The organism is Cellulomonas sp. C5510 (genome assembly GCF_019797765.1).
GTDB lineage: Bacteria > Actinomycetota > Actinomycetes > Actinomycetales > Cellulomonadaceae > Cellulomonas.
Genome location: NZ_CP081862.1, coordinates 204,879 through 228,982 on the forward strand (window position 1 = coordinate 204,879; position 24,104 = coordinate 228,982).

Annotated in this window: 20 protein-coding genes, 1 tRNA gene and 1 other RNA gene; 15 read left to right on the plus strand and 7 right to left on the minus strand. The window is 76.3% G+C overall.

Translation table 11 applies throughout. The features are described from left to right. Positions 1–107: 107 nt before the first annotated feature. The 3 genes from K5O09_RS00885 to K5O09_RS00895 all read left to right on the plus strand — a co-directional run bounded on the left by K5O09_RS00885 (position 108) and on the right by K5O09_RS00895 (position 2,980). Positions 108–584, plus strand: a complete 477-nt coding sequence (locus K5O09_RS00885; RefSeq protein WP_255596272.1) for a gluconokinase — start codon at positions 108–110, stop codon at positions 582–584. A gap of 50 nt (positions 585–634) precedes the next feature. Next, complete coding sequence (locus K5O09_RS00890; protein ID WP_222171033.1) at positions 635–2,017, plus strand: GntP family permease; 1,383 nt, start codon at positions 635–637, stop codon at positions 2,015–2,017. Positions 2,018–2,233: 216 nt separating this feature from the next. Further along, positions 2,234–2,980: a cyclopropane-fatty-acyl-phospholipid synthase family protein gene (locus tag K5O09_RS00895; RefSeq protein WP_222171034.1), complete on the plus strand. Its 747-nt coding sequence runs from the start codon at positions 2,234–2,236 to the stop codon at positions 2,978–2,980. 54 nt (positions 2,981–3,034) lie between these two features. Here the strand turns inward: K5O09_RS00895 and K5O09_RS00900 are convergent, their stop codons facing one another. Next, positions 3,035–4,807 carry a pyruvate dehydrogenase gene (locus K5O09_RS00900; protein WP_222171035.1) on the minus strand — a complete coding sequence of 591 codons (1,773 nt, stop codon included), beginning with the start codon at positions 4,805–4,807 and terminating at the stop codon, positions 3,035–3,037. A gap of 578 nt (positions 4,808–5,385) precedes the next feature. On the opposite strand from K5O09_RS00900, the gene K5O09_RS00905 reads away from it, so the two are divergent. Further along, positions 5,386–9,084, plus strand: coding sequence for an SCO7613 C-terminal domain-containing membrane protein (locus tag K5O09_RS00905; protein ID WP_222171036.1), 3,699 nt, complete (start codon positions 5,386–5,388; stop codon positions 9,082–9,084). Between the two features lie 93 nt (positions 9,085–9,177). Here K5O09_RS00905 and K5O09_RS00910 read toward each other — a convergent pair whose 3' ends face one another. Further along, positions 9,178–10,650: an MFS transporter gene (locus K5O09_RS00910; RefSeq protein ID WP_255595951.1), complete on the minus strand. Its 1,473-nt coding sequence runs from the start codon at positions 10,648–10,650 to the stop codon at positions 9,178–9,180. A 73-nt stretch (positions 10,651–10,723) separates the two neighbouring features. On the opposite strand from K5O09_RS00910, the gene K5O09_RS00915 reads away from it, so the two are divergent. Then, positions 10,724–11,020, plus strand: a complete 297-nt coding sequence (locus tag K5O09_RS00915) for a GNAT family N-acetyltransferase (protein ID WP_222171037.1) — start codon at positions 10,724–10,726, stop codon at positions 11,018–11,020. Between the two features lie 10 nt (positions 11,021–11,030). Here the strand turns inward: K5O09_RS00915 and K5O09_RS00920 are convergent, their stop codons facing one another. From K5O09_RS00920 to pgm, 3 genes are all read right to left on the minus strand, one after another. After that, positions 11,031–11,708, minus strand: a complete 678-nt coding sequence (locus K5O09_RS00920; protein WP_222171038.1) for an HAD family hydrolase — start codon at positions 11,706–11,708, stop codon at positions 11,031–11,033. Between the two features lie 55 nt (positions 11,709–11,763). Next, on the minus strand, positions 11,764–11,928 hold the full coding sequence (locus tag K5O09_RS00925; protein WP_222171039.1) for a hypothetical protein: 165 nt from the start codon (positions 11,926–11,928) through the stop codon (positions 11,764–11,766). Positions 11,929–12,079: 151 nt separating this feature from the next. After that, positions 12,080–13,750: a phosphoglucomutase (alpha-D-glucose-1,6-bisphosphate-dependent) gene (pgm, locus tag K5O09_RS00930; RefSeq protein WP_222171040.1), complete on the minus strand. Its 1,671-nt coding sequence runs from the start codon at positions 13,748–13,750 to the stop codon at positions 12,080–12,082. Positions 13,751–13,845: 95 nt separating this feature from the next. On the opposite strand from pgm, the gene K5O09_RS00935 reads away from it, so the two are divergent. From K5O09_RS00935 to K5O09_RS00950, 4 genes are all read left to right on the plus strand, one after another. Then, positions 13,846–14,673, plus strand: a complete 828-nt coding sequence (locus K5O09_RS00935) for a DUF5926 family protein (protein WP_222171041.1) — start codon at positions 13,846–13,848, stop codon at positions 14,671–14,673. Between the two features lie 447 nt (positions 14,674–15,120). Beyond that, positions 15,121–15,903, plus strand: a complete 783-nt coding sequence (locus K5O09_RS00940) for a glycosyltransferase family 2 protein (protein WP_255596273.1) — start codon at positions 15,121–15,123, stop codon at positions 15,901–15,903. Positions 15,904–15,996: 93 nt separating this feature from the next. After that, a complete protein-coding gene (locus tag K5O09_RS00945; RefSeq protein ID WP_222171042.1) occupies positions 15,997–16,374 on the plus strand; it encodes a VOC family protein in 378 nt (125 codons plus the stop codon). A 253-nt stretch (positions 16,375–16,627) separates the two neighbouring features. Further along, positions 16,628–17,458 carry a hypothetical protein gene (locus K5O09_RS00950; RefSeq protein WP_222171043.1) on the plus strand — a complete coding sequence of 277 codons (831 nt, stop codon included), beginning with the start codon at positions 16,628–16,630 and terminating at the stop codon, positions 17,456–17,458. Between the two features lie 272 nt (positions 17,459–17,730). On the opposite strand, the gene K5O09_RS00955 is transcribed toward K5O09_RS00950, so the two are convergent. After that, positions 17,731–17,815: transfer RNA gene (locus K5O09_RS00955), tRNA-Ser, on the minus strand. 130 nt (positions 17,816–17,945) lie between these two features. Here K5O09_RS00955 and K5O09_RS00960 point away from each other — a divergent pair. From K5O09_RS00960 to K5O09_RS00980, 5 genes are all read left to right on the plus strand, one after another. Then, the gene (locus K5O09_RS00960; protein ID WP_255595952.1) at positions 17,946–18,638 is read left to right on the plus strand and encodes an AAA family ATPase; all 693 of its coding nucleotides are present in this window, start codon (positions 17,946–17,948) and stop codon (positions 18,636–18,638) included. Positions 18,639–18,661: 23 nt separating this feature from the next. Next, an RNA gene (ffs, locus tag K5O09_RS00965) (signal recognition particle sRNA small type) lies at positions 18,662–18,758 on the plus strand. Between the two features lie 149 nt (positions 18,759–18,907). Next, positions 18,908–19,762 (plus strand): ABC transporter ATP-binding protein, encoded by an 855-nt coding sequence (locus K5O09_RS00970; protein WP_222171045.1) that lies wholly within the window; start codon positions 18,908–18,910, stop codon positions 19,760–19,762. Further along, the gene (locus K5O09_RS00975) at positions 19,759–21,135 is read left to right on the plus strand and encodes an FtsX-like permease family protein (protein WP_222171046.1); all 1,377 of its coding nucleotides are present in this window, start codon (positions 19,759–19,761) and stop codon (positions 21,133–21,135) included. The genes K5O09_RS00970 and K5O09_RS00975 overlap by 4 nt, the downstream gene beginning before the upstream one ends. A 124-nt stretch (positions 21,136–21,259) precedes the next feature. After that, positions 21,260–22,909 (plus strand): serine/threonine-protein kinase, encoded by a 1,650-nt coding sequence (locus K5O09_RS00980; RefSeq protein ID WP_222171047.1) that lies wholly within the window; start codon positions 21,260–21,262, stop codon positions 22,907–22,909. Positions 22,910–22,960: 51 nt separating this feature from the next. Here the strand turns inward: K5O09_RS00980 and K5O09_RS00985 are convergent, their stop codons facing one another. Next, positions 22,961–23,392, minus strand: coding sequence for an Lrp/AsnC family transcriptional regulator (locus K5O09_RS00985; RefSeq protein WP_222171048.1), 432 nt, complete (start codon positions 23,390–23,392; stop codon positions 22,961–22,963). A gap of 70 nt (positions 23,393–23,462) precedes the next feature. Between K5O09_RS00985 and K5O09_RS00990 the strand changes: the two genes are divergently transcribed. Beyond that, positions 23,463–24,101: a LysE family transporter gene (locus tag K5O09_RS00990; RefSeq protein WP_222171049.1), complete on the plus strand. Its 639-nt coding sequence runs from the start codon at positions 23,463–23,465 to the stop codon at positions 24,099–24,101. Positions 24,102–24,104: the final 3 nt, after the last annotated feature.

The following is a 24,104-nucleotide window of genomic DNA, read 5'->3' on the forward strand; positions in this document are numbered from 1 at the left end:
CTGTGAGTGATGCTGAGCCGGTGGACACCGACGTCACCGGGGCCGAGACCTCACCGCACCGCACCGCCGCACCGTCGGGCGCCGACCACCCCGACCTGGTCGTGGTCATGGGCGTCGCCGGCTCCGGCAAGACCACTGTCGCAGCACTCCTCGCCGGCCGCATGGGGGCCGCGTTCGCCGAGGGCGACGACTTCCACTCCCCGGCCAACGTCGAGAAGATGTCGGCCGGCACCCCCCTCACCGACGACGACCGCTGGCCGTGGCTCGGCGGCATCCGGGACTGGCTCGCCGAGCGCGCCGCCGCCGGCGAGAGCGCCGTCGTCCCGTGCAGCGCGCTGCGTCGCGCCTACCGGGACCGGCTGCGCGAGGCGGGCCCGGTGCGCTTCGTCCACCTCACGGGCAGCCGCGAGCTGCTGTCCGAGCGCATCCAGGGGCGCGCCGGGCACTTCATGAAGCCCGAGATGCTCGTCTCCCAGCTCGCGACCCTCGAGCCGCTGGCCGACGACGAGGACGGGTTCGCCGTCGGCATCGACGGCAAGCCCGCCGCGCTGGTCGACGAGATCCTCCGGCGCCTCGGTCGCTGACCCGCACCTCTGCCCACCCACCACCGCCACCACTGTCGACGGAGACACCCATGACGCCTGAGGGCTGGACCCAGACCCTGACCGCCGGGCCGTTGCTCGGCATCGCGGCCGGCGCGATCGCCGTGCTGCTGCTGCTCATCATCTGGCTGCGGATGCACGCGTTCGTCGCGCTGATCCTCGTCAGCCTGCTCACCGCGCTCGCCACCGGCATCCCCGTCGGGGACGTCGTGCCCGTCATGACGTCCGGCTTCGGCTCCACCCTCGCCGGGGTCGCCCTCCTCGTCGCGCTCGGCGCCATGCTCGGGCGGCTCGTCGAGACGTCGGGCGGCGCCCAGGTGCTCGCCGACTTCCTCATCGGGAAGTTCGGGGAGAAGCGGGCGCCGTTCGCGCTCGGCCTCGCGTCGCTGATCTTCGGCTTCCCGATCTTCTTCGACGCCGGCCTCGTCGTGATGCTGCCGATCGTGTTCGCCGTGGCGCGCCGCCTCGGCGGGTCGCTGCTGCTGTACGGGCTGCCGGTCGCCGGTGCGTTCTCGGTCATGCACGTGTTCGTGCCGCCGCACCCCGGGCCGGTCGCGGCCACCGAGCTGCTCGGCGCGAGCGTCGGCACCGTGCTGGCCATCGGCGTCCTCATCGCGATCCCCACCTGGTACGTGACCGCGTACCTGTACGGGGTGTTCATGGGCCGCCGCATCTCGCTGCCGATCCCGTCGATCCTGGGCGAGGCCGACGAGGAGGCCACGGCCAACCCGCCGTCGTTCGGCACGGTCGTCTCGCTGCTCCTGCTGCCGCTCGTGCTGATCTTCGCCAACACCGGCCTCGACGCCCTGCGCGCCGCCGGCGCGGTGGACGGCGACGCCGTGTGGGTGCAGGCGTTCCGCACGCTCGGCCAGACCCCGGTGGCGCTGCTCATCACTGTGCTCGTCGCCACGTACGTCCTGGGCCGCCGCCGCGGCCGCTCGGGCACCGTGCTCGAGAAGGTGCTCGACTCCGCCCTCGGCCCCGTCGCCTCGGTCATCCTCATCACCGGCGCCGGCGGCATGTTCGGCGGGGTGCTGCGGTCCTCCGGCATCGGCGACGCGCTCGCGGACGTGCTGGGCGACCTGGGCGTCCCGGTGATCCTCGCCGGGTTCCTCATCGCCACGGTGCTGCGCGTGGCGCAGGGCTCGGCCACGGTCGCCCTGACCACCGCCGCGGGCCTGATCGCGCCGGCGGTCGCCGCGGGCGGGTACAACGCGGTGGAGCTGGCGACCATCGTCATCGCCGTCGCGGCCGGGTCCGTGGTCCTCAGCCACGTGAACGACTCCGGGTTCTGGCTGGTCGGGCGGTTCTTCGACATGGACGTGAAGACGACGTTCAAGACGTGGACCGTGATGGAGACCCTCATCGGCGTGATGGGCTTCGGCCTGGCCGCGGTGATCTTCGCGATCGCCTGACGACCGGGCGCGCGGGCGGCGGGGGCGACGGGAAATCCGTCGCCCCCCCCCCCCGTCCGGCCCTACGGTCGCGGTGGGCCCGCACGGGGCCCCGGCGGCCGCCGCGGCGTGCCGCGCGCGCGAGGAGCCGATGCGAGATGACCGCGCAGGTGCCGGTGGCCGGACCCGTCCGCCGCCAGACGACGACCCGTCAGCACCCGTGCAAGGAGCATCACCGTGTTCGACCTTCGCCTGTTCTCCGTCCGTGAGTCCCGCCTCCGCATCCACAACCCCCTGACCGCGCAGCAGCTGGCGGACTGGGGTGCCGGGCTGGACCTGCCGCCCGGCACCCGGGTGCTCGACCTGGCCTGCGGGTCCGGCGAGCTGCTGTGCACCTGGGCCCGCGACCACCGCGTCACCGGCCTCGGGGTCGACCTGAACCCGGACTTCCTCGCCCACGCGCGGGCGCGCGCCGACGAGCTCGGCGTGGCCGACGCGGTGCGGTTCGTCGAGGGCGACGCGTCCGGGTACGTGGCCGACGAGCCCGTCGACGTGGCGGCCTGCGTCGGCGCGACGTGGATCGGCGGCGGCGTGCCCGGCACGCTCGACCTGCTGCGCCGCAGCGTCGTGCCCGGCGGGATGCTGCTGGTCGGCGAGCCGTACTGGCGCACCGTCCCCGCCACCTCGGAGCTGCTCGCCGCCTGCCAGGCGGGGTCCGTGACGGACTTCCTGCCGCTGCCGGAGCTGCTCGCCTCGTTCGGGGAGCAGGGCTACGACGTCGTCGAGATGGTCTGCGCGACCGAGGGGTCCTGGGACCGCTACTGGGCGTCGCAGTGGCTCACCATGCGCCGCTGGGCGGACGCCCACCCCGGCCACGACCTGCACGACGAGGTCCGCCGGCTGCTGGCCACCGAGCCGCAGCAGTACGCCGCGGGGGTGCGGGCGCACCTCGGCTGGGGCGTGTTCGCGCTGATCGCGCGGTGACCGCAGGCGGTGCCCCGGGCGGGACCACCGCCCCGGGGCACCGCCTGCCGGCGATCAGGGCCGGGGCACGTTGCGCAGGTTCGAGCGGGCCATCGCCATGACCTCGCCCATGCCGCCGCCGAGGATCTCCTTGCTCATCGCCGCCGTGAAGCCGCCGACCTGCTGGCGCGTGATCTTCGGCGGGATGGACAGCGCGCGCGGGTCCGTCACCAGGTCCACCAGCGCCGGCCCGTCGTGGGAGAACGCCTCGCGCAGGGCCGTGCGGATCTGCGTCGGGTCCTCCACGCGCACCGCCGCGATCCCCATCGCCTGCGCCACGGCGGCGTAGTCGATCGCGGGGGAGTCGGTGCCGAACGACGGCAGGCCGTCGACCAGCATCTCCAGCCGGACCATGCCGAGCGTGGCGTTGTCGAACAGGACGATCTTGACGGGCAGCTGGTAGTGCACGAGCGTCACGAGCTCGCCCAGCAGCATCGACAGCCCGCCGTCCCCGGCGATCGCCACCACGTGCTTCTGGCGCGCGCCGCCGTCCCGCGCCGCGAACGCCGCGCCGATCGCGTGCGGCACCGCGTTCGCCATCGAGCCGTGCAGGAACGAGCCGATGACGCGGCGGCGGCCGTTCGGGGTCAGGTACCGCGCGGCCCACACGTTGCCCATGCCGGTGTCGACGGTGAACACCGCGTCGTCCGCGGCCTCCTCGTCCAGCAGCACCGCGGCGTACTCCGGGTGGATCGGCGTGTGGTGCTCGACGTCCTTCGTGTACGCGCCGACCACGCCGGACATCGCCCGCTCGTGCTTCTTGAGCATCGAGTCGAGGAACCGCCGCGACGTCTTGCGCCCGACCAGCGGCAGCAGCGCCCGGACCGTCTCGCCCACGTCGCCGACCACCGCCAGGTCGGTCCGGGTGCGCCGGCCGAGGCGCGTCGGGTCGATGTCGACCTGCGCCGTCCGGACGTCCGACGGCAGGAACTGGTCGTACGGGAAGTCGGTGCCCAGCATCAGCAGCAGGTCGGCACCGTCCATCGCGGCCTGCAGGGCGCCGTAGCCGAGCAGCCCGGTCATGCCGACGTCGAACGGGTTGTCGTACTGGATGTGCTCCTTGCCGCGCAGGCTGTGGCCGACCGGGGCCGCGATCGTGTCCGCGAGCGCCAGCACGTCGTCGTGGGCGCCGCGCACGCCGGCCCCCGCCAGGATCGTGACCTTCTTCGCGCCGTCGATCGCGTCGGCGAGCGCGGCCACGTCGACGTCCGCGGGGACGACGCGCGGCTGCCGGGGGCGCACCAGCTGGTCGGGACCGGGCGCGGGCGCCTCCTCGTCGGCGACGTCGCCCGGCAGCGTGAGCACGGCGACACCCGGGGCGCCGTAGGCGTGGTGGATGGCGCTGCGGATCACCCGCGGCGCCTGGACCGGGGACGAGATCATCTCGGAGTACACCGAGCACTCCACGAACAGCCGGTCGGGGTGCGTCTCCTGGAAGAACTGGGTGCCGATCTGCGCGCTCGGGATGTGCGACGCGATCGCCAGGACCGGCACGCGGCTGCGGTTCGCGTCGTACAGGCCGTTGATGAGGTGCAGGTTGCCCGGGCCGCACGACCCCGCGCAGACGGCGAGCCTCCCGGTGATCTCCGCCTCGGCCGCCGCGGCGAACGCTGCCGCCTCCTCGTGCCGGACGTGCACCCACTGGATGTCGGCGCCGTCCTTCTGCGCCCGGCGGATCGCGTCCACCACCGGGTTGAGGCTGTCGCCCACGATCCCGTAGACGTGCGTGGCACCCGCTGCCACCACCTGCGCCACGAGCTGGTCCGCCACCGTGCTGCTGCGTGCCACCGCGTCCTCCTGTCGTCGTCGCGTGCTGGTCCGCCTCCATAGTCATCCCATGAATTGGGCGGTGCCACCGGGGAGCGTGTCTCGTGCCTCACGCGCACGGCTCGCGGACCCGGGTGGGGCGACCAGGACCCGGCGGACCCCGGACGACCTGGTGAAAGTCTGCGCAGGAACTGTGGACGACGCACCTGGGGCGCCCCGGGCTGGCACGCTCAGCACGTGGAACCGACCTCGGCAGGCGCCGCCCGGCGCGAGCTCACCGACTTCAGCCGCTGCCCCCACTGCGGGACGACGCTCGCCGGGCCCCGCTGCCGGATCTGCGGGCTCGACCTCGCAGGCCCGGACGGTGCGCGGATCGCCGACGCGTCCCGCGCCGCGGCCCGCGCGCTCGACGAGAGGCAGCGCCTGATCGAGACCGTCCGGGCCGCGCAGGCTCGCGCCGCCCGGCCGGGTACCGCCGGGCCGGGTGGGTGGCCGGGCGCCGCGCCGCAGCCCCCCGCGGGCGGGCCGGGCCTCGCCGGGCCGCCGCCTCCCCCGGATGGTCCGCGCCGCCGACGGCGGCGCCCGGTCGACCCTTCGACGTGGCGCGCCTGTTCGCGCTCGCGGGTGCGGGCCTGGTCGCGGCGGCGTTCGTCGTCCTCGCCTTCTTCCTGCTCGGCGACGCGCCCGCCGCCCGCGTGGTCGTCCTGCTGCTCACGACCGCGGGCGCCGCCGGTGGTGCGCTCGCCCTGCGCCGCGCGGGCGTCGTCGGGTCCGCGGAGGCGGTCGGCGGGCTGACCGCGGCGCTCGCCGTCGTCGACGCCTGGGTGGTCTCCGCGCTCGCCGGAGGACGCGCGCAGCCGCTCGTGCTCGGGTTCCTCCTGCTCGCCGTGGGCATCGGCCTGCCCGCAGCGGGGGTCGCCGCGCGGATCCGGTCCTGGACCGTGGCCGTGCTGGTGCTGCCCGCCGTGCCGCTGTGCGCCGCCGCCGCGGTGGGAGGCGGGTGGGCCTGGCACACCGGTCTGCTCGCCGCCGCCCTCGTCACCCTCGTCCGCGTGCCCTACCGGCGGGCGCTCGCGCAGCGGCTCGCGGTCCGCGGCGTCGTCGTCGACGGGGTGCTCGTCGCGCTCGCGGCCGTCCTGCTGCTCGCGGCGCTCGCCGTCGCCCCGGAGCTCCCGACGGCCGAGGGGTGGCCCGCCGGCGGACTCGCGACCGGGCTGCTGCTCGCCGCTGTGGTCGCGACGGTGCAGGCGCGAGCCGGCCAGGCGACGCCCTGGACCACGGCGGCCGGGGCGCTCGCCGTGCTCGCCGCGTCCGCCGCCCCCCTCGACCTCGGGCCGCTCAGCATCGGGATCGCACCGCTGGCCGGTGCGGCGGCGTGGCTGCTCGTGACGTTGCTGCCCGCGGCGGCCGGCCGGGACATCGGCACCGACACGCGGCACCGTGCCCGGGTGTCCGGCGGCTGGACGGCGCTGGTGGTCGTCACGCTGCCCGGCGTGCTCGCCGCCGTGGGGGGCGGGCTGACGCTGCTCGATGCGCTCCGGCTCCCGCCGCCCTCCCGGCTGCCGGTCGGAGCCTTCGATCCGGCCGGCGGCGTCGCGGAGGGCGCCTCCGGGCTCGGCCCGGTGCTCGCTGCCGCGGTGCTGGCCGGCGCGTGCGCGGTGATCGCGGCGCAGCGGCTCGCGCCGGTGCTCGAGCGGCGTGCGGTTCCGCTGACCGGGGCCGTCCCCGGGACGCTGCCCGCTGCCGGTCCGCCGGCGCCGCTCGTGGCGCGCGAGCCGTACCTGGTGGCGATCGGGCGGGCCTGCCTGCCCGCCGCCGTCGTGCTGGCCGTCGCCGCGGCGGTCACGCTGCTGCGGCCCTGGTCCCCGCTGCTGCTGCCCGCCGAGCTGCTGCTCGCCGTCGTCCTGGTCGAGACGGCGCGTCGGGCACCGCACCGACCCGCGCCGCCCGCGCCCCCGGCGCCGGTCGGCGCGGTGCCGCTCCCCGGTGCCGTGCCGCCCGCCGCCACCCTGTCGCCTCCGCCGTTCGCCTCCGTCGGCGCCGCGCGTCCGACGGTGCCGCTCCCGTCGGCACCGGGCGGCCGTGCCCCCCGGGACGCCCCGTGGCGGGCCACGCTGGTCGTGGCCGCCTTCGTGCAGCTCGCGGTCCTCGTGACGCTGAGCTGGGTGGCCCGCCCCGCGGTGCTGGTCGGCGCGGCGGCGCTCCTGCTGCTCCTGCTGCGCGCGCGCACGCTCGTGCCCGCGCCCGTCCGCGGTGTGCTCGTGGGTGTCGGAGCGGCGTACGCCGCGCTCGCGCTCGGGTCGGGGTTGTCGTGGCTCGGCTGGGACGGCTTCGGCGTGGTCGGCGGCACCGCAGTGGTCGCGCTCCTCGCCGCGGCCGCCGTGACACTGCTGCCTCGCGTCGGGCGCGACACCTGGCTGGCCCTGCTGGTGGTGGCGACCGTCCCGGCGGTGCTGGCGGTCCTCGCGGTCACCGTCGACCGGACGTGGTGGTCCGCGGGCGCCGCCGGTGCGCTGCTCCTGCTCGAGGGCGTCCTGCTGGACACCCGTGCGCGCCCGGTGCCCGCATGGTTGCGCGTGCTGGCGGCGGCCCTCGTGGTGCCGACGGTGTCGGTGCTGGTGATCTGCGCGGGGGCGGTGCTGCTGCCCGGGTCGGGGTCGCCGGTGCTGCTCCCGGTCGTCGCCGTGCTCGCCTCGGGGGCCGCCGTCGCAGCGGTACCCGTGGCCGCCCGTCTCCGCCGCCGCGCGCTCGACGTCCCGGCGGAACCCGCCCGTGTGGCGCTCGAGGTCGCGGCGGCGGGGACCGCAGCCGTCGCCCTGCTGCTCGCGGTGCTGCGGGCACCCACCGGGGCGGACACGGTCCTGGTGCTGTGCGCGGTCCTCGCCGCCGGGGCCACCGTCGTCGCGCAGCGGCCCGACCGGCACCCGGTGTGGTGGGCCGCGGCGCTGCTCTGGTCCGGTGTCGTGTGGTCGGCGCTCGGCTGGTGGGGAGTCGGCCTCGTGGAGGCGTACACCGCCCCGCCCGCGGCAGCGGCCGTGCTGGTCGGGTCCCTGCTGGCACGGCGATCGGCCGAGCGCTGGCGCCCCCTCGTCCGGTCCGGCACGGCGCTGCTCGTGACGCCGACCCTGCTGCTCGCGCTCGTCGGACGGGACACCGGGACGCGCGCGGCGGCGCTGCTGGCGCTCGCCGCCGTGGCCGTCGGGAGCGTGCTGCTCGCCGACGACGAGGAGGCACCGGCGGCCCCGCCGACACCCGCGGGGCGCGCGTGGCGGGTGCTCACCGACGCGACGCTGGTCGGCGCGGCGGTCGCGGCGCTCGCCGGCCCGGTGCGCGCGGTGCACCTCGCGGCGTCGACCCCGGCGGGACCGGCGGGAGGCGACGCCCGGCTGTTCGGCGCGGCGCTGCTGTGGTCGCTCGGCGGTGCCGTGCTGCTCGGCCTCGCCGGCTGGCAGCACAGCCTCCGGCACGCGGTGCGCACCACGGACCGGACACGTCCGGGCCTGCCGACGGAGCCCAGCCTGCGGCTGCGCTGGGCCCTGGCGCCGGCGGTCGTCGCGGGGACCGTCGGCACGCTCGTGGCGGTGCGCTCGTCGTGGGCGGCGGTGTGGACGGGGTGGGTCGTCGAGCTGCTGCTGCTCGTCCTCGCGCTGACCGCCGTCCGCGCCGACGTCCGGCCCGGTCCGCGCCCGGGCCGGCCGGGCCACCCGGGTCGACCGGCTGCGGTGGTCCTGCCGCCGGGGTGGTTCCTCTGGCTCGCTGCTCTCGCCTGGGCGATCGGTGCCTGGAGCACCCGGCTGCTGCGCGTGGAGATGTTCGCCCTGCCGCTCGGCCTCACCCTCACGGCCATGGGGTTCGTCGCGCTCCGTCCCGCGCTCCGGGACCTGGGTGGTCGGCCCGCCGGACCTGCGCCGCGCTCGTCGGCGGGCTGGCCGGTGGGAGGCCGGACGTCCGCGCTCACCCTGACGCCCGGGGCGCTCGCCACGCTCGGCCCGTCGGTGCTCGCGATCTGGACGGACCCGATGACCTGGCGGGCGGTCCTCGTCGTCGTGCTCGCCCTCGGGTTCATGCTGCTCGGTGCGCGCGAGCTCCTGCGGGCGCCCCTGGTGGTCGGCGCGACGACGCTGCCCGTCGCGGTGCTCAGCGTGTTCGCGGCACAGCTCGGCGGGACGGTCTCGGCCGGTCCGTGGCTGCTGACGCTGCTCGCCGCCGGCGGGCTGCTGCTCGTGCTCGGGATCTTCGCCGAACGCCGGCGGTCGGCCCAGGACGCCCGGGACGAGCAGCCCCGCGTCCTGCGCTGACCGGCTCGACCGGCGGCCGGGGCGTCGCACCGCGGCGGCGCAGGGCGGTGCCGCGCGGCGCCGGGCGAGGAACGAGAGCCCGGCGCGCGGCGGTCAGCCGGTGGTGGTGTCGTCCGCGACCGGAGCGAGCCGCTCCGTCCCGGGGACGTCCATCGGGACGGGCAGCGTCGTCGGGGCGGACCGGTCGGGAGGGACGGCGGGCTCCGGAGCGCCCGGGCCGGCGGTGTCGCCAGCCGCGCCGGCCCCCGGACCCGCGCCGTCGTCGTGGGGGTCGCCCGCGCCGGGTCCCGTCCCGGCGTGGCGGGTGCCGTCGCCGGCGGGCGGGTCGTCCGGTCCCCCGCCGGCCGGGACCCGCGCGTCGGGGTTGCCGGCCCGCAGGGTGCGCAGGGACGCGAGGACGGCCACCACGGCGAGCGCCGCGGAGCCCACGACGACCAGGTAGCCACCGTGCGACCCCTGGCGGTCGATCATCGACCCCGCCACCCACGAACCCAGCGAGACGCCGACGCCCAGCGACGTACCGACCCAGGTGAGCCCCTCGGTGAGCCGCTCCCGTGCGACGAAGTGCTGCACGAGCCCGTTGCCGTTCACCAGCGTCGGGGCGATCGCGAACCCGACGACGAACATGACGACGGCGAGCATCGTCATCGAGCTCACCAGCACGAACAGCGACACACCGACCGCCAGCGCGACCATCCCGATGGCGAACCGGCGCCACAGCGGCGTGACCCAGTGCCGCGCGCCGTAGAGCAGGCCGGAGATCATCGAGCCGCACGCGAACACGGCGAGGACCACACCGGCGAGCGCCTGGCGCCCCGCCTCCTCCGCGAACGCGACGGTGCTCACGTCGGTCGCGCCGAAGATCGACCCCATCGCGACGAACACGACGGCGAGCACGACCATCCCGCCGGAGCGCATGACGGACACCCGACGCGCGCGCACCCCGTCGGGGCCCACGGGACGCCGGCCGTGCGGCGGCGGCTCCGTCCGGCGCTGGGCGAGGAACCAGTACCCGCCGAGCACCATCCCGACGACCGGCACCACGAGGCCCGCGGACGGGGCGACGGCGGTCGCCAGCGTGGTCGCGAGGATCGGGCCGACCACGAACACGAGCTCGTCGAGCGCGGACTCGAGCGAGTACGCGGTGTGCAGGGAACGCGGGTCCGACAGCACGTGCGACCACCGTGCCCGGACGAGCGCGCCGAACGAGCCGATCGTGGCACCGACGAGGACAGCCGTCGCGTAGAGCGTCCACACCGGCGCGTCGAGCGTCGCGCAGAGCACGAGGGCGACGAGCGCGACGGCGGACACCGTCAGCGCGGGGCGCATGACGCGCGCCTGGCCGTGCTGGTCGACGAGGCGGGCGAGCTGCGGGGAGCACACCGCCTGGGCGAGCACGTAGGCGGCCGAGACGGCGCCCGCCAGCCGGTACGAGCCGTGCAGGGACTCGATCATCAGGATGATGCCGATGCCGACCATGGACATCGGGAGCCGGGCGATGACGCCCGCACCGGAGAACGCCAGGGCGCCGGGCCGGTCCAGCACGTCGCGGTAGGTCCCCAGCACGCGCACAGTCTCCCACCAGCAGGTGACACGGCGTGCCGTGGAGGGCGCGGCCCCGGTGACGCATACTCGCGGCATGGCGGACGTGGACGTGCGGGACGTGCCGGAGCAGCACCGGTTCGAGGCGGTGGGCGCCGACGGCGCGGTGCTGGGTGTCGCGGAGTACGAGAGCCGGCCCGGCGTCGTGGTGTTCACGCACACCGAGGTCGACCCCCGGCAGGAGGGGCACGGGATCGGGTCCGCGCTGGTCCGTGCCGCCCTCGACCGGGTCCGTGAGGCGGGCGACCGGATCGAGCCGGCGTGCCCCTTCGTGCGGGCGTTCGTCGCCGAGCACCCGGACTACGCGGACATGGTCGTCGGCGCCGGGGGCTGAGCCCGGGGCCTCAGCGCAGGACGGACGCCAGCGCGCTCCCGTCGAGCTCCCGCAGCAGCTCGGCGACGTCGTCGTGGACGGCGACGGCGCCCGCGTCGAGCAGCTCGGCCGCGGAGGTCCCCCCGCTGAGGACGGCCACGCACGGCACGCCCGCGCGGACGGACGCCTGCACGTCCCACACCGAGTCGCCGACGAACACCGCCCGGTCGGCGGGGACGCCGGCACGCTCGAGGGCCACCTCGACCAGCTCCGGCTCGGGCTTCGCCTCCTCGACGTCCTGCGAGGCGGTGATCTCCACGAGGTCGTCGACCTCGAGCACCTCGCGCAGCCGCTCGACCTCCTCGGGTGCCGCGGACGTCGCGAGCACCACGCGCACGCCGCGGTCCGTGAGCGTGCGGACGAGCTCCCGGGCGCCGTCGAACGGGCGGAGCAGCCCGGCCAGCGCCGCGTAGCGCTCCGTGTGCTCCTGCTTCACGCGGTCACCGAGCCGGTCGACGTCGTCGCCGAGCAGCTCCTGCAGCAGCCGGCCGGAGCCCATGCCGATCCGCCGGTGCACGCGCCACGCGTCGACCGGGCTCCCGACAGCCGCGAACGCCTCGACCCAGGCGTGCACGTGCAGGAAGTTGGAGTCGACGAGCGTGCCGTCGACGTCGAACAGGACGGCGCCGGGTCCGGAGGTCTGCGTCATGGCCTCCGGTCTACCGCCCGGTGCGCGTCCCCGCGCGCCGAGCCGCCGCCCGCGGTCAGGGGTTGAGGAACGAGCCGGGGTCCGCGTCGCTGGTGCCGGCGTCCGGCATCGACCGCGCGACCTCGTCGTCGCTGATCTCCTCGTCGCGGACGGAGTCCACGTCGGGGTCGGTGACGGCGTCCGGTGCGTCGTCGGGGACCGGGGTGCTGCTCTCGCTCATCGTGTGCTCCTTCGCTCGGTCGCGACCCGGTGCCGGCTGTGGCGGGCTGACGGCGACTGTCGCCGGTCGGACCCGCCTGCGTCGTCGCGGACGCGGGCACCGGCACCGCCGGGGCGGCCCACGCTAGGCCGGGCGGAGCCGTGGCGCGCGCTCAGCCGAGCGCGTCCGAGACGACGTCCTTCGCGGCCTCCTGGACCTGCGCGAGGTGCTCCGGGCTGACGAACGACTCCGCGTAGATCTTGTAGACGTTCTCGGTCCCGGAGGGGCGGGCCGCGAACCACGCGTTCTCGGTGGTCACCTTGAGCCCGCCGATCGCCGCGCCGTTCCCGGGGGCCTCGGTGAGCTTCGCGGTGATGTCCTCGCCGGCGAGCGTCGTCGCGGTCACCTGCTCGGGCGAGAGCCTGCCGAGCGTGGCCTTCTGCTCGAGCGTGGCCGGGGCGTCGACGCGCGCGTACCAGGACCGCCCGAACTCCCCGACGAGCTCGGTGTGGTGCTGGGACGGCGACCGGCCCGTCGTCGCGAGGATCTCCGAGGCCAGCAGCGCGAGGATGATCCCGTCCTTGTCGGTGGTCCACACGGAGCCGTCGGTGCGCAGGAACGACGCACCGGCCGACTCCTCGCCGCCGAAGCCGACGGAGCCGTCGAGCAGCCCGGGCACGAACCACTTGAAGCCGACGGGCACCTCGAGGAGCCGGCGCCCGAGGGTGCCCGCCACCCGGTCGATGAGCGAGGAGGACACGAGGGTCTTGCCGATCGCCGCGTCGCCGGGCCAGCCGGGGCGGGCGCCGGAGTACAGGTAGCGGATCGCGACCGCGAGGTAGTGGTTCGGGTTCATGAGCCCGGCGTCCGGCGTGACGATGCCGTGGCGGTCGGAGTCGGCGTCGTTGCCGGTGGCGATGTCGAACGGCGCGTCGCCGCCCATCGCCGTCACGAGCGAGGCCATGGCGGACGGCGACGAGCAGTCCATCCGGATCTTGCCGTCCCAGTCGAGCGTCATGAACGACCACTGCGGGTCGACGCGCGGGTTCACGACCGTGAGGTCCAGGCCGTAGCGCTCCGCGATCGCCCCCCAGTACTCGACCGAGGCCCCGCCGAGCGGGTCCGCGCCGATCCGCACGCCCGCCGACCGGATGGCGTCCAGGTCGATCACGTGCACCAGGTCGTCGACGTACGCGCCGAGGAAGTCGTGCTTGCGGGTGGTGTCGGCCGCGAGCGCGGCGTCGACGCTGACGCGGGGCACCCGGTCCACGCCGTGGGCGAGGAGCTCGTTGGCGCGGTCCGCGATCCAGGACGTCGCCTCCGAGCCCGCGGGCCCGCCGTGCGGGGGGTTGTACTTGAAACCACCGTCGCGCGGCGGGTTGTGCGAGGGCGTGACCACGATGCCGTCGGCCAGGCCGGGGCCGCTCGCCCGCACGCCCTCCGAGGTGGCGGCGCCGTTGTGGAGCAGGATCGCGTGGGAGACCGCCGGGGTCGGTGTCCAGGAGTCGCGCGCGTCCACCCGGACCTCGACCCCTGCGGCCGCGAGCACCTCGAGCGCGGTCTGCCAGGCCGGCAGCGACAGGCCGTGCGTGTCCCGCCCGATGAACAGCGGACCGTCCGTCCCCTGCCCGCGGCGGTACTCGACGATCGCGGCCGTGATCGCGACGATGTGCGCCTCGTTGAACGCCCCGTCGAGGCTGGACCCCCGGTGGCCGCTCGTGCCGAACACCACGCGCTGCGCGGGGTCGTCGAGGTCGGGGCGGCGGTCGTGGTACGCCGCGAGCATCGCGTCGACGTCGACCAGGTCGGAGGGCTGGGCGGGGGTTCCGGCGCGGGGGTCCATGCCGTCGATCCTGCCACCGAAGCGGGACGCGCGGCGGGCCGGACGGGAACCTGTGGACAACCTGACGGGGGCGTCCCGGCCGGTAGCCTGGGGGCATGGCCTCAGCATCCGACGTCGAGTTCGTCCTGCGCCCGTTCGAGGGTCTCCCCGGGGAGCCCGACTGGGTCGCCCTGCGCGAGCTCGTGCCCGCCGCGACCGCCACCGCCCGGACCGTCGCCGAGCACGGGGCGCGCGACATCGTGGTCACCACGGTCCTGCCGTCCGGCTGGTCCGCGCTGCACCGCGCCGACGGCGTGGTCCTGCTCGCGCTCCAGACCGTCGGGAGCTCCGGCGACGCCAGCCGCGACCTCGCCGCCGCGCTGCTCGAGGCGCTCGACGCCGAGCCCGACACCGCCGTCCAGCAGTCCGGCCTGCCCGGCCCCGGCCCGCGCCTCCAGGATGTGCTGGACCTGACCGTGCCCTTCGAGGTCACCGTCGAGGACGGCTTCGGCTACTGGATCGCGCCGGACACCGAGATGACGCCCGAGCTGAAGGCCGCCGTCGAGGAGGCCGACGCCGGAGTGGTCGAGACGCACAAGGTGCCGGGCGTCGAGGCCGCGTACTGGGTCCGCATGGGCGCGCGCGAGTACCTGCGCTGGGCCCAGCCGCACGACGAGCAGCAGGTCGTGGACGGCCTCGCCCGGCTGCACGGCCGCCGTGAGTCCGGCTTCGACGGTGCGAAGTTCATCGGGTACTTCCGCTCCAACGGCCTCGTCGTCCCCGTGTGGGAGCTCGCGCGCGGCTCGGAGGCGGAGGACGTCGAGGCACCGCTCGCTGCCTTCGCGCCCGTGTTCGAGGCGGCGCTCGCCGACACCGAGCCGCTCGACGCGAACGCCCGCCGCGCGCGTGCCGGCATCGTGGCCCGGCAGGTCACGCTCCGCTGACGCGGAGCCTGCGGTACCGGGGGGGCCGGGTCGGGGCACGTCCCGGCCCGGCCCCCCGCCGTCCCGGGGGCCCGGCAGCCGACGCCTCCCGCGCGCTCTCTCTTCCCCGCGCGGTCCGCGTCCCACCCCCGCCGCTGGGCGTCCCGGCGCGCCTCGGCCCGGCCCAGCCGCTGGTGACGACTCCGGGCCCCCCGTGTGACCGTCGTGTGCATCCTCCGCGTGTCCGGGGCCCGGAGCGGGTCGAGGCCGGGCCGGATCGTTAGGCTGTCTCGGGTGACGGGCGAGGCGCAGGACAGGACCGAGGGACGACCGGTCGCCGACGGTCCTGCCCCTGAGCCCGCGGGTGCCTCCGACGCCCCCGCCGACGCCGAGCCCGGCCCGGCTCCCGAGGTGCCTCCCGCCGACGCGGGCGGCACCCCGCCGACGGTGCGCAAGTCCCGCCGTCACCTGCCGCAGCAGACCGCCCCGCTCGACGCGCCGACGACCACCACCCGCACCGGGCGCTCCCGCCAGCGCGTCGCGGTCGTCATCCCGGCCAAGGACGAGTCCCGCCGGATCGCCGCGACGGTCCGTTCGGCCCGCGCGATCCCGCACGTCGACCTCGTGCTCGTCGTCGACGACGGCTCCGAGGACAACACGCAGCACGTCGCCCGTGAGGCCGGCGCGGTCGTCGTCCGGCACTCGCACAACCGCGGCAAGGCGTCCGCGATGGAGACCGGCGCCGCCGTGGTCGCGATGCGGGACGCCCCCGACCGGCCGCCGCGCCTGCTGCTCTTCATCGACGGCGACCTGGGCGACACCGCCGTGAACACCGCCCCGCTGGTGCCGCCGGTGCTCGAGGGCACCGCCGACGTGTCGATCGCGCTGCTGCCGCCGCAGCCCGGTGCCGGTGGCCGCGGCATCGTGGTCGGCGCCGCCCGCCGGGCCATCCAGTCGATGACCGGGTGGACGCCGACTCAGCCGCTCTCCGGCATGCGCTGCCTCACCCGGGAGGCGTTCGAGGCCGCCACGCCGCTCGCCCGCGGCTGGGGCGTGGAGACCGGCATGACGATCGACCTGCTCCGCAAGGGCTTCGTCGCGGTGGAGGTGCCGTGCGACCTGCGGCACCGGCCGTCCGGCACCGACCTGCGCGGGCAGATGCACCGCGCCGCGCAGTACCGCGACGTGCAGCTCGCCGTCGCCGCCCGTCGCCTGCGCACGTTCGCGTCGCCCCGCCGCGCCAAGGGCTGACGCCGGCCGCCGGGGCGCGGTGTCAGGGGCCGTCCGTACGCTGGACTCAGCCGACCCCGCGACGGCGCGGGGTCACGGGCCCGGGGAGCGGACATGGCACACGGCGACATCACGCACATCGACATCCCGGTCGACGACGTGGAGCGGGCGAAGGGCTTCTACGGCGCGCTGTTCGGCTGGCAGATCCAGGAGTACCCCGGGTTCGAGGGCTACCCGATGTGGCAGGCCCCGAACAAGGTCAGCGGCGGCGGCCTCGCGCCGCGCAGCGAGGGGTTCGACCAGCCGCGGTCCTACGTCGAGGTCGACTCCATCGACGAGACGCTGCGCCGGGTCACCGAGCTCGGTGGGCGGGTCGTCGTGCCGCGCAGCGAGATCGACGCGACGAGCTGGTGGGCCGCGTTCGTCGACACGGAGGGCAACCAGGTCGGCCTGTACGAGGGCTCGACCGGCGGCGGCGACGCCGGGTCGTGACGCGCGAGCCCAGAGGGGCTTCGACTGCGGAGCGCGCGACGATCACGACGAGAGCGGAGCATCAGGTGCCGGTACACCGCCGATCGCAGCCAGGACGTCCCTGGCGACGAACGGGTCCGCTCCACGCTCACGCAGCGACTGTAGGGGCCAGGGCCGCCCGCGACGTAACGGATCCGCGGCCCCCTCACGATGCGCAGAAGCAGCGCGTACGACCCTTGACGACGGGCCAGGTCAGCGGCACTACCGTGGTGGCGTGATCCTCGACGTCGGCGCCGCGATCCAGCTGGGAAGCCCGTCGCCGCGCATCCGAATCGACGAACAGCCGAAGCCAGAGGGTGCGTGGGCGGGACGGCGCATGCTCACACTCGACGACGATCCCGCGTTCGAGCTCAGCTTCTGGTGCGGGACGTGCCAGTTCTTGTTCCAGCGGATGGAGGGGGCCAACCAGTCCCTGTCGCTCGACGAGATGCGGGATCGGCTCACGAGCGGACTGGACGACGTCGACCCGTCCGTGGTCGACGCGTTCGGCGGGCTCCTGCCCGAGGGCCAGTACGTGCCGATGCTCATCTCCGTGGCGCCCCGGCTTGTCACGCCGGGCAAGCCGGGCGACTACTTCGGCGAGGAGCAGCTCGCCACGTGGGGTGTCGACTCGTTCTGGGGCTTGCCTGAGTACCCGCGCACCGCCTACTACCGCACGTTCGAGACCCCGGTCGCCGGACGCGGCTGCCATCTGTTCGAGTTCGTCGTGCCGATGCTCCCGCCCGTGTGGGACGACGCCGAGACAGTCCGTGCGCACGTCGAGCGCCTTCTCGTCTCCGACACACCGACGGCCGTCGCCATCTCCACGCTCGACGTATGTCAGCCGGCGACGGACACCTGGAGCGTGGACTACTACGGCCACTGGTGCCTCACCCACTTCCTGCTCGATGGGCACCACAAGATGCACGCGGCCGCAGACTCAGGGCGCCCGCTGAGGCTCCTGTCGCTGCTCTCGATCGATGGAAGCCTCGCCTCGGCTGAGCAGATTGCTTCGGCGGTCGACGTTCGCGCGCAACATGTGAACAAGCGGGGCTCTACTACTTGAGCTACGGGCCGATGTGGCAGCCCGCCGGGACTTGCACCCGGATCTCCGCGCCTCTGTGGAACGTCCGGTTGCGAACCAGTAGGACCGAGTCCCGCTCGGTGGCACCCATCATCACGGCCACTCCGGCTCCGGGCCCTGACGTGCGGCGCCGCTGGCGGGTGCCCACACGCGAACTGCTGCCAGAGCTGCTACCGGCACCCCTCTGCCCACCCGCACCGCCGACGACGAAGGGCCCGTTCCCGCATCGCTGCGGGAACGGGCCCCTCTTCCGGCGGAGGATGGGGGATTCGAACCCCCGAGGGCTTGCACCCAACACGCTTTCCAAGCGTGCGCCATAGGCCACTAGGCGAATCCTCCCGGCCCGTAGAGGGTACCCGAGCCCGGGGGGTGCTCGGAAACCGCACCCGAGCAGCACCCCCGGGGCGCCGGCCCGGTGTGGTGGGCTGTCCTCGTGCCCCTGACAGGTCCCGCGCTGCCGGTCCGACGCGTGCGTGCGGACGAGCGCGAGCCCGTCGACGCCGGGGCGTGGTTCGCCCGGGTTCCCGCGGTGGCGCAGGTGCTGCGGGACGGGTGGGACCTGGGGGCGGCGACCGTGCTGGTCGGGGAGAACGGCGCGGGCAAGTCGACGCTGGTCGAGGCGCTGGCGATGGCGTTCGGCATGGGCGCGGAGGGCGGGTCGACCGGCGCGCGGGGCGTCACGCGGGCGTCGGAGTCGACGCTGTGGCGGCACCTGGTGCTGGAGCGCGGCGCGGGCGGCTCGAAGCGGGGGTTCTTCCTGCGGGCCGAGACGATGCACGGGTTCTTCACCTACCTGGAGGACAACCCGTCGCCGGCCGACCTGGCGTTCCACGAGATGTCCCACGGCGAGTCGTTCCTGGCGCTCGCGGAGGACCGCATGCGTGGCCGCGGGCTGTACGTGCTGGACGAGCCGGAGTCGGCGCTGTCGTGCACCGGCTCGCTGGCGCTGCTCGCGCACCTGCGCCGGCTGGTGGCCGGAGGTGCGCAGGTGGTGCTGTCGACGCACTCACCGGTGCTGGCGTCCTTGCCGGGCGCGCGCGTCTGGGAGGTCGGGGAGTGGGGCCTGCGGGAGACGCCGTGGGAGGAGACGGACCTGGTGCTGTCGTGGCAGGGCTTCCTCGCCGGGCCGGAACGCTACCTGCGACGGCTCGACACGGACTGATCCCCGGCTGCGTTAGGCTGGGGGCAGACCCCTCGTGCGGCGTCATCTCGCTGAACCCCCCCAGGGCCGGAAGGCAGCAAGGGCAGGTGAGCTCTGGCGGGTGTGCGGGGGGTCCTCGCATGCCCGGGGTGTCGGCAGCACGGATGACGCGGCCTCCGACTGCGGGCGGACGTGACCCCGGACCTCCGACCGCGGTCGCACCGGCCCGGACCGCAGGACGCGACCGCGGAACGACGCGGTGGCCCGGTGCCCGCGACGACGCTGGGGGCATGACCGAGCCGCTCGCGCACCCCGCCCCGACCGCATCCGCCCCACCGCCGGCCGCACCACCGGCAGCCGCTCCGTCCCCGGCCGCCGCCCACGGCGTCCCGATCGCGCCCCCGCGCCTGTCCGCCCGGGGGCTCGTCAAGCGCTTCGGTGCCACGACGGCGCTGGCCGGGGTGGACCTCGACGTCGCCCCGGGCGAGTCGGTCGCCGTGATGGGTCCGTCCGGGTCGGGGAAGTCGACGCTGCTGCACTGCCTGGCGGGCATCCTCGTGCCGGACTCCGGCAGCGTGGCGTTGTCCGGCCGGACGCTGCACGACCTCGACGAGCGCGGGCGTTCCCTGGTGCGGCGCCGGCACTACGGGTTCGTGTTCCAGTTCGGGCACCTGCTCGCGGAGCTGCCGGCGGTCGAGAACGTGGCGCTCGCCCCGATGCTGCTCGGCACGTCCCGCAAGGAGGCGACGGCGCTGGCCGTGCGCTGGCTCGCGTCGCTCGGGCTGGGTGGCATGGAGGCGAGGCGCCCCGGCGAGCTGTCGGGCGGGCAGGCCCAGCGCGTGGCCGTGGCCCGCGCGCTGATCACGGGCCCGGAGGTCGTGTTCGCGGACGAGCCGACCGGGGCGCTGGACCAGGCGACCGGTGAGGACGTCATGCGGGTGCTGACGGAGACGACGCGCCTCGCGGGGGCGTCGCTGGTGCTGGTCACGCACGACGCCGGTGTCGCCGCGTGGTGCGACCGGCGCGTCGAGGTGCGGGACGGGCGGGTGGTCGCCGACGTGCGGCAGCCGCCGCGCGCGACCGCAGCCCCGGTCCCGGGCCCGGCCGCGCCGACCGCCCCGGCCACCCCGGGCGGTGCCCGGTGAGCGCCGTCCTCGCGCTGGCCCCGCGCCTGCGGTCCGCGGGTGGGCGCGACGGCCGGGTGACGACGGCGCTCGCGGTCGCGGCGTTCGCCGTGATGACGGCCCTCACGCTGTCCGTGGTCGGCGGGCTGATGGGCTTCCTGGGCCGGGCCGCGCACCCGGTCGGGGAGTACCAGCGCGAGAACGCGGAGTCCTACGTCGTGCTCGCCTGGACGGCCCTGGTGCTGCTCGTCGTGCCGCTGCTGACGCTCGGCGGGTCGGCGGCCCGGCTCGGTGTCGCCCGGCGGGACGCCCGGCTCTCGACCCTGCGCCTGCTCGGTGTCACGCCGCGGGAGGTCGTCGCGCTCACGGTGGTCGAGACGGCCTGGCAGGGGCTCGTCGGCTCGGTCGCGGGCGTGGTCGGCTACGTCGCGCTGCTGCCGGTGTGGACGCGGGTGCCGTTCCAGGGCTCGACGTTCTCGGCGGCGGAGCTGTGGGTCGGCTGGCCGCTGCTCGTGGCCGCGGGCGTGGCGGTGCCCGTGCTGGCCGTCGTCAGCGGTGTGGTGTCGCTGCGCCGGGTCGTGGTGTCGCCGCTCGGTGTCGCGCGCAGGCAGACCCCGCCCCGCCTGCGCGCCGTGCGGGCGGTGCTCGCCGTCGCGGCGATGGGCGTCTTCATGGTCGTCACGGCGGCGTCGGGGCAGCTCGGCGCGGCGGCGGCCGCGTTCGGCCTCGGGTCGCTCGCCCTGGGGTTCGGGGCGCTGAACCTGGTGGGTCCGTGGACGCTGGGACTGGTCGGGCGGCTGCGGGTGCGGTGGGCGCGGACCCCGGCGCAGCTGCTCGCCGCGCGTCGTCTCGTCGACGACCCGCGGGCGGTGTGGCGGGTGGTCGGCGGGCTCGGCCTCGCGGGCTTCGTCGCAGGCTCGCTCGCGGTCCTGCCCCTGATGGTGTCCGGCGGGGCGGGCGACGGGGCGAGCGCCGCGGAGGTGGCCGATGCCGCGACCATGTCCGGAGACCTGCTCCGGGGCGGGTTGCTGACGCTCGTGATCGCGTTCCTGGTCGCTGCGGCCTCCGCCGGGATCACGCAGGCTGCGAGCGTGCTGGACCGTCGTCGCGAGTACGCGCTGCAGGTGCTCGCGGGGACGCCGGTCGGGCTGCTCGACTCGGTGCGGCGGCGCGAGGTGCTGGTGCCGGTGCTGCTCGTCGGCGTCGGTTCCGCCGCCGCCGCGGTCGTGATGTTCTCCCCGCTGCTCGGCCTGGCCGGGGTCAGCGACCCCCGCGGGCTGCTCCTGCTCGTGACGTGCCTCACCGTCGGCTGCCTGCTCGTGCTCGGGGCGACCGAGTCGAGCCGCCCCCTGCTGCGCGCCGTCCTGGCGGAGACGCAGGTCAGACCGGACTGAGCCCGCGCTGACGCCACCCCGGCCCCGGCGTGCGCGTCACCGGGACGGGGGACGCCGATCCCGCTCGGCGCGCGCGCGGGCCGATCGGCGGCGATCCTGGTCCCTCCCGTCGAGGAGGTCCCGCGTGAGCGAGAGGCGTGCGGAGGGTGCACGCGCCGAGGAGCCCTGCGCCACCGCGCCGGCTGCCGACGCGCCGCCGCGCGAGCGTGCGCTCGGCAGCGGCACGGTGCTGTCGGGGCGTTACGTCCTCGGTGACCGCCTGGGGCGCGGCGGCATGGCCGAGGTGTACGCCGCCCGGGACGACGTGCTGGGCCGCGACGTCGCCGTCAAGGCGTTCCACCCGTCGGCCGCCGGGCCGGTCGCGGACGAGCGGCACCGCGCCGAGATGCAGCTGCTCGCGCGCCTCAGCCACCCGGGCCTCGTCACCGTGTTCGACGCGGGCACCGCCGTCCTGGCGGGGGGCGAGCGTCAGGCCTACCTCGTCATGGAGCTCGTGCGCGGGCCGTCACTGGCCACGCGGGTGGCGGCCGGGCCGATGCCCGCCGACGAGACGGCGGTGGTCGGCGCGCACGTCGCCGAGGCGCTGGCGTACATCCACGACGAGGGCGTCGTGCACCGCGACGTGAAGCCCGCCAACATCCTGCTGCCCGCGGAGGAGCGGTCGGGTGCCACGGCGCCCTGGACGAAGCTCGCGGACTTCGGGATCGCCCGCGCGCCCTCGGACGAGCACCTCACGACCACCGGCGAGCTGCTGGGCACGCCGTCCTACCTCAGCCCGGAGCAGGCGACCGGCGGGGCGCTGACCCCGGCGTCCGACGTGTACGCCCTCGGGCTCGTGCTCGTGGAGTGCCTGACCGGCGAGCGGGCGTTCCCCGGCACGCCGATCGCGAGCGCTGTCGCACGCCTGCACCACGCACCGCCGATCCCCCGTCACCTGGGGCCCCGCTGGGCGGGTCTGCTCACCGCGATGACCGCGCTGGAACCCACGGAGCGTCCGGGTGCCGTCGCCGTCGCCGAGGAGCTGCGCGCCCTGCTGCGCCCGGGCGCGACGGGGCTCGGCCCGGTCGACGGAGACGCCGGCGCGGTCACCGTGGCGCTCGGGACCGTCGTGCCGCAGGCGGCGGCGGGCGGGGCGCCGTCGTCCTCACCCCTGGTCGCGGTGGGCGGTCACGACGAGGGCGAGCGGACGCGGACGGTGCCCGGCGGGCCCGCGCCCGTCGTCGACCTGGCCGGCGCGCGCGGCACCCGCGCCCGCCGCCGCCCGCCGGCGCCGCGCCGAGCCGGTCTGCGCGTGGCGGCGGTCTCGGTCGCCGCAGTGGGCGTGACGGCGGCGCTGCTCGGGGCGCGGGCGCTGGGCGAGCGGCCCCCGCTCGCGGACCCCGAACCCTCCGTCACCGCGGTGGCTGAGCGCTCCGAGGAGCCCACGGTGTCGCCCGTCGACGAGCCCGCGGACGGCGGGGCGGGCGCGCCCGAGGACCCCGCAGCGGAGTCCCCCGGCGACGCCGTGCTGGTCGACGCCGCCGCCGGCAGCGAGCAGGCCGACCCCGCGGACGGCGCGGACCCGGCCGAGGGCGGCGGCGGGGCCACCGCGCCGGGCGGGGCCACCGCGCCGGGCGGGGCCGCACCCGGCACCGACCCGGCCGGGACCGGTGCCGACGGGCCCGGTGCCGGGGAGCCGGCCACGGAGGGCGTCACCGGTCCGGGCGGGCCGGGACCCGCGGGCCCTGCGGCTGAGCGGGCGAAGGCGCGGGCGGGGGGCCGGGGTCCGGGCTGACCCGCGCCGGGGACGTACCTGCCGCGGCACGGCAGGTACGTCCCGGACCGGTCAGGAGCCGGGGTTGCGCAGCGCTACGCGCGACAGCGTCTGCACCGCGCCGTCGTCCCGCTTCATGGTGCGCACCAGGCGGTCCAGGCCGGCGGCGTCCGGCACGACGGCGTGCACGAGGTAGTCGTACCCGCCGGTCACGTGGACGGCGTCGAGCACCTCCGGCCGGGCGACGGTGGCGCGCCGGAACGTCTCGGAGTCGGCGTCCGCGGCGAGCCGGACGTCCACGAAGACCTCGAGGCCGGCGCGCGCGGGTCCGGCGCCGGCGGTCGCCCGCACCGTGAAGCCGCCGATGCGCCCGTCGTCGAGCATCCGCCGGACGCGTGCCGCGGCGGCGTTCGCCGAGAGGCCGACGCGCGCGCCGAGCTCCCGGTAGGGCAGCCGCGCATCGGCCGTCAGCTCACGGAGGATCGCCTCGTCGATCGGGTCCATGCCGCGATTGTCGCAGCCCGGCTGCGTCATCCGCCGAACATGGACGGGGGCTCGCGCCAGGCTCGCCCGCGTGACACCGCTCCCCGACGGCCCCGTCGCCGCGCTCGCCTCCGGTGTGCTCGCCGGCCTCGGCGTGGCGGTCCCGCTCGGCCCGGTGGGGGTCCTGGTCGTCCGGACGTCCGCGCTGGACGGGCTGCGTCGCGGTCTCGCCGCAGCCGCCGGCGTCGCGGCGGTCGACTGCGGGTACGCCGCCCTCGCGGCGACCGCCGGCGCGGCGCTGTCGCGGGTGCTGGCAGGGAGGGAGCGCGCCGTGGCGCTCGTCGCCGCCCTGGTGCTCGTCGTGGTCGGCGGCGCGCTGCTGCGCGGGGCCCTGGCGGTGGCCCGGCCCGCGGCCCCGGCGGACGACGGCGAACCGCAGCGACCGGCTGCGGCACTCCGCGTCGCGCTGCGCTTCGTCCTGCTCACGGCCGTGAACCCGCTGACCCTGGTGACGTTCGCGGCCGTCGCGGCGTCGCTCCCCGGACGGCCGGCAGGGGTGTGGTTCGTCACCGGGGTCGCAGCCGCGTCGGCCGCGTGGCAGACGGCGCTCGCCGGGGCGGGCGCCGCCCTGGGGAGGCGGGTGGGTGCGGGCGGGCGCCGGCTCACGGGCGTGGTGGGAGCCGGCGCCGTGCTGGTCGCCGCCGCCGTCGCCCTCGTGCGGGCGGTCTGACCG